The organism is Rhizobacter sp. P1_G5 (assembly GCF_056405435.1).
The window spans coordinates 1-4,238 of sequence record NZ_JBFUCB010000538.1 but is presented as its reverse complement, the minus strand read 5'-3'; the positions used below and the strand labels follow the sequence as shown (position 1 = coordinate 4,238).

Annotated in this window: 5 protein-coding genes; all 5 read left to right on the top strand. The window is 70.4% G+C overall.

Translation table 11 applies throughout. The features are described 5' to 3' along the window. The coding region (locus AC1D12_RS26405) for a tetratricopeptide repeat protein (RefSeq protein WP_477843946.1) at window positions 1-311 on the top strand (311 nt) is incomplete at its 5' end. Window positions 312-415: 104 nt separating this feature from the next. Next, window positions 416-1,477, top strand: a complete 1,062-nt coding sequence (locus AC1D12_RS26400; protein ID WP_477843944.1) for an AI-2E family transporter — start codon at window positions 416-418, stop codon at window positions 1,475-1,477. Between the two features lie 7 nt (window positions 1,478-1,484). Further along, a complete protein-coding gene (hda, locus tag AC1D12_RS26395) occupies window positions 1,485-2,159 on the top strand; it encodes a DnaA regulatory inactivator Hda (protein WP_477843942.1) in 675 nt (224 codons plus the stop codon). Beyond that, window positions 2,156-2,827 carry an HAD family hydrolase gene (locus tag AC1D12_RS26390; RefSeq protein WP_477843940.1) on the top strand — a complete coding sequence of 224 codons (672 nt, stop codon included), beginning with the start codon at window positions 2,156-2,158 and terminating at the stop codon, window positions 2,825-2,827. The genes hda and AC1D12_RS26390 overlap by 4 nt, the downstream gene beginning before the upstream one ends. Beyond that, on the top strand, window positions 2,824-4,238 hold a 1,415-nt coding region (gene pcnB, locus AC1D12_RS26385; protein ID WP_477843938.1), incomplete at its 3' end, for a polynucleotide adenylyltransferase PcnB. The genes AC1D12_RS26390 and pcnB, both read left to right, overlap by 4 nt.

The following is a 4,238-nucleotide window of genomic DNA, read 5'->3' as shown; positions in this document are numbered from 1 at the left end:
GGTTGTTCCTGCAGGCGGCGCCGGCGCGCGACGTGCTGGCCCGCATCCTGCGCAACCTGAAGGAAATCCACCGCGCCAGCGAAGACTGGCCGCGCCTGCTGCAGGTGCTGAACCGGCTGGTGATCCTGCTGCCCGAAGCCTGGGAGGAGTGGCGCGACCGCGGCCTCGCCCATGCCGAACTCGGCATGACCCACGAGGCGCTGCGCGACCTGGACCACTACCTGGCCCATGCACCGTCGGCCGCCGACCGGACGGCGATCCTGGCGCGCGTGGCCCGGCTGCGCAGCGCCGGCCCGCGGCGCCTGCACTGACCCCGGTTTGGCAACGATCCCGGCCGTTTGGGGGCGAGTCCTCCCCGGCCCTTAGAATTTGCCGCTTCGCCGGCACCCCCCAGCCGGCATCACCGACACCGTCGATGCAACTCTCTCCCGCGCAGCGTCAAACCCTTTCATGGCTCGCCATCGCCCTGGTGGGGCTGGTGCTGGTGTGGCTGCTGGCGCCGGTGCTGACGCCGTTCATCGTCGGCGCGGTGCTGGCCTATGCGCTGCACCCGCCGGTCGAGCGGCTGGCCGCACGCGGCGTGCCGCGCGTGCTGGCGGTGCTGGGCGTCGAGGTGCTGGCGCTGCTGCTGGTGCTGACGGTGCTGCTGCTGATCGTGCCGATCCTGTCGAAGGAGCTGCCGCTGCTGCGCCAGCAGGTGCCGCTGCTGATCGACCGCTTCAGCCAGTGGGCGACGCCGTGGCTCGCGCAGGTGGGCATCCACGCGCAGCTCGACACCGCGAGCCTGAAGGAATTCATCGTCCAGCGGCTGGGCGACAACATGGAGGAGTGGGCCGGCACGGTGCTCAGCTCGGCGCGCATCGGCGGCAGCTTCCTGCTGGCGATCGTCGGCAACGCGGTGCTGATCCCGGTCGTGCTGTTCTACCTGCTGATGGACTGGCCGCACCAGGTGGCGCGCCTGGAGGGCCTGATCCCGCCGCGCCTGCAGCCGAGCGTGCGCAGCTTCATGGACGAATGCGATGCGGTGCTCGGCCAGTACCTGCGCGGCCAGCTGCTGGTGATGGGCATCCTCGCGGTCTGCTACAGCATCGGCCTCGCGCTGTTCGGCTTCGACCTCGCGGTGCCGGTGGGCGTGTTCACCGGGCTGGCGGTCTTCATTCCCTACCTCGGCTTCGGGCTCGGGCTGGTGCTGGCGCTGCTGGCCGGCACGCTGCAGTTCGCGAGCGCCTACGGGCTGATCGCGGTCGCGGTGGTGTACGGTTCAGGCCAGGTGCTGGAGAGCGTGTACCTCACGCCACGCCTGGTCGGCGAGCGCATCGGGCTGAGCCCGCTGACGGTGATCTTCGCGCTGCTCGCGTTCGGCCAGCTGTTCGGCTTCGTCGGCGTGCTGATCGCGCTGCCGCTCAGCGCGGTGATGGCGGTGGCGGCCGGGCGCGTGCGCGCCGCCTACCTCCACAGCAAGCTGTTCCGCGGGTGACCGGGCGATGCGCCAACTGCCCCTGTTGATTGCCAGCGACCCGGCGCACACCTTCGAGACCTTCGTCGTCGCCGGCAATGCGCTGGCACTCGCCCACCTGCGCGGGCTCACCCGCCAGGCGGCGCCGGTGCTGCTGTGGGGGCCGCCGGGCGCCGGCAAGACGCACCTGCTGCGCGCGCTCGCGAGCTCGGTGCAGCAGCAGGGCGGGCGCGTCAGCTGGTTCACCGCGGGCGACGACCTGCCGTGGCAGTTCGACGAGGGCGACACGCTGATCGTGCTGGACGACTGCGATGCGCTCGACGAGGCCGGCCAGCAGGCGGCGTTCGCGCTCTTCGTGCAGGCGACGACGCACGGCATCCCGGTGGCGGCCGCCGCCCGCGTGCCGCCGATCGACCTGCCGCTGCGCGAGGACCTGCGCACCCGGCTCGGCTGGGGGCACATCTTCGCGATCGAGCCGCTCGGCGAGGCCGAGGCCCGGGGCGCGCTGCGCCGCGAGGCCGACCGGCGCGGCATCTTCCTCTCCGACGACGTGATGGACTACCTGCTGACGCGCTTCTCGCGCGACCTGAAGCACCTGATGAGGCTGCTCGACCGGCTCGACGAATTCGCGCTTGCGCACAAGCGGGGCATCACGGTGCCCTTGCTGAAGCAGATGCTCAGCGAGGAGGGCGGTCCATCATGAACCTGTGCCTGTTCGACCTCGACCACACGCTGATCCCGCTCGATTCCGACCATGCCTGGGGCGAGCACATGCTGCGCCTGGGCTGGGTCGAGACGGAAGAGTTCCGCCGCGCCAACGATGCCTTCTACGTGCAGTACCAGGCCGGCACGCTCGACATCCACGAATACATCGAGTTCGCGACCCGTGCCTGGCGCGATCGCCCGGCCGTCGAGCTGGCGGCCGCGCAGGCCGGCTTCATGCGCGAGGTGATCGCCCCGGCGATGCTGCCGGCGGCCATCGCGCTGGTGCGCGACCACCAGGCACGCGGCGACCTGGTGGCCATCGTCACCGCCACCAACGAGTTCGTCACGACCCCGATCGCCCGGGCATTCGACGTGCCCCATCTGCTCGCGGTGGAGCTGGAGCGCGGCCCGACAGGTAACATCACGGGCCGGATCCACGGAACACCTTCGTTTCGAGACGGCAAGACGACCCGCACCCGCGAGTGGCTGGCAGGCCTCGGGCATCGGCTGCAGGATTTCGAACGCATCAGCGTCTACAGCGATTCGCCGAACGACCTGCCGCTCCTGGAGTGCGCCACCGATCCGGTGGCCACCAATCCCTCGCCGACGCTGGAAACCCTGGCGCGCGGGCGAGGCTGGCGTGTACTACAACTATTCACCCAATGATCAAGAAGTTCATTGACAAGCTGCTGGGCAAATCCAGCACCCCGATCGCGGTGCCCAAGGGCAAGCGCGTCGAAGTCCCCGCCAGCGAGCACGGCATCGATCCGGCGCTGGTCGACGAGAACGCGGTGCGCGTGGTGCAGACCCTGGCCGATGCCGGTTACGAGGCCTACATCGTCGGCGGCGCGGTGCGCGACCTGCTGGTCGGGCTGCGGCCGAAGGATTTCGACGTCGCCACCAACGCCACCCCCGAGCAGGTCAAGGGCCTGTTCCGGCGCGCCTTCATCATCGGCCGGCGTTTCCGCATCGTGCACGTGGTGTTCGGCCGCGGGCGCGAGCATGAGGTGATCGAGGTCTCGACCTTCCGCGCGATGATGGACGCCGCGGCGTCCGAGCAGGTCAGCGGCAACGAGAAGACCTCGAAGAGCGAGCTGGCCGGCAAGACCCATGCGGTCGACGCGGCCGGCCGCGTGCTGCGCGACAACGTCTGGGGCCCGCAGATCGAGGATGCGGCGCGCCGCGACTTCACCGTCAACGCGATGTACTACGACCCRCAGCGCCAGGTCGTCGTCGACTACCACGGCGGCATCAAGGACGCGAAGAAGAAGGTGCTGCGCATCATCGGCGACCCGGTGACCCGCTACCGCGAAGACCCGGTGCGCATCATCCGCGTCGTGCGCTTCGCGGCCAAGCTCGGCTTCACGATCGACCCGAAGACGCGTGCGCCGATCCGCGAGCTGGCTTCGCTGCTCGACAGCGTGCCGGCCTCGCGCACCTTCGACGAGATGATCAAGCTGCTGCAGACCGGCCACGCGCTGGCCAGCATCGAGGAGCTGCACAAGCAGGGCCTGGCCGGCGCGGCGCGCGGGCTGTTCCCGATCCTCGACGTGATGCTCGACGATGCGCAGAAGCACCCGGCGCGCCAGAAGTTCGTGCAGCTCGCGCTGGCCGACACCGACCGCCGCGTCGCCGAGGGCAAGCCGGTGGCGCCSAGCTTCATGCTCGCCTGCATGCTGTGGCACGAGGTGCTCGACCGCTGGCTGCGCCTGAAGAAGGGCGGCGAGGCGCCGTTCCCAGCGCTGCAGCAGGCGATCGACGCGGTGTTCGATGCGCGCATCGGCGACATCTCCGGCCGCGGCAAGCTGGCCGGCGACATGCGCGAGATCTGGCTGATGCAGCCGCGCTTCGAGCGCCGCACCGGCAACGGCCCGTTCACGCTGGTCGAGCAGCCGCGCTTCCGCGCCGCGTTCGACTTCCTGCGGCTGCGCGCCGATGCCGGCGAGATCGAGGCCGAGCTGGCGCGCTGGTGGGAAGACTTCTCGCTGGCCGATCCGGATGAGCGGCATCGCCTGATGCAGGGCACGCGCGAAGGCAAGCGCGAGGCGCCGCGGCGTGCACCGTCGGGCCCCCGCCC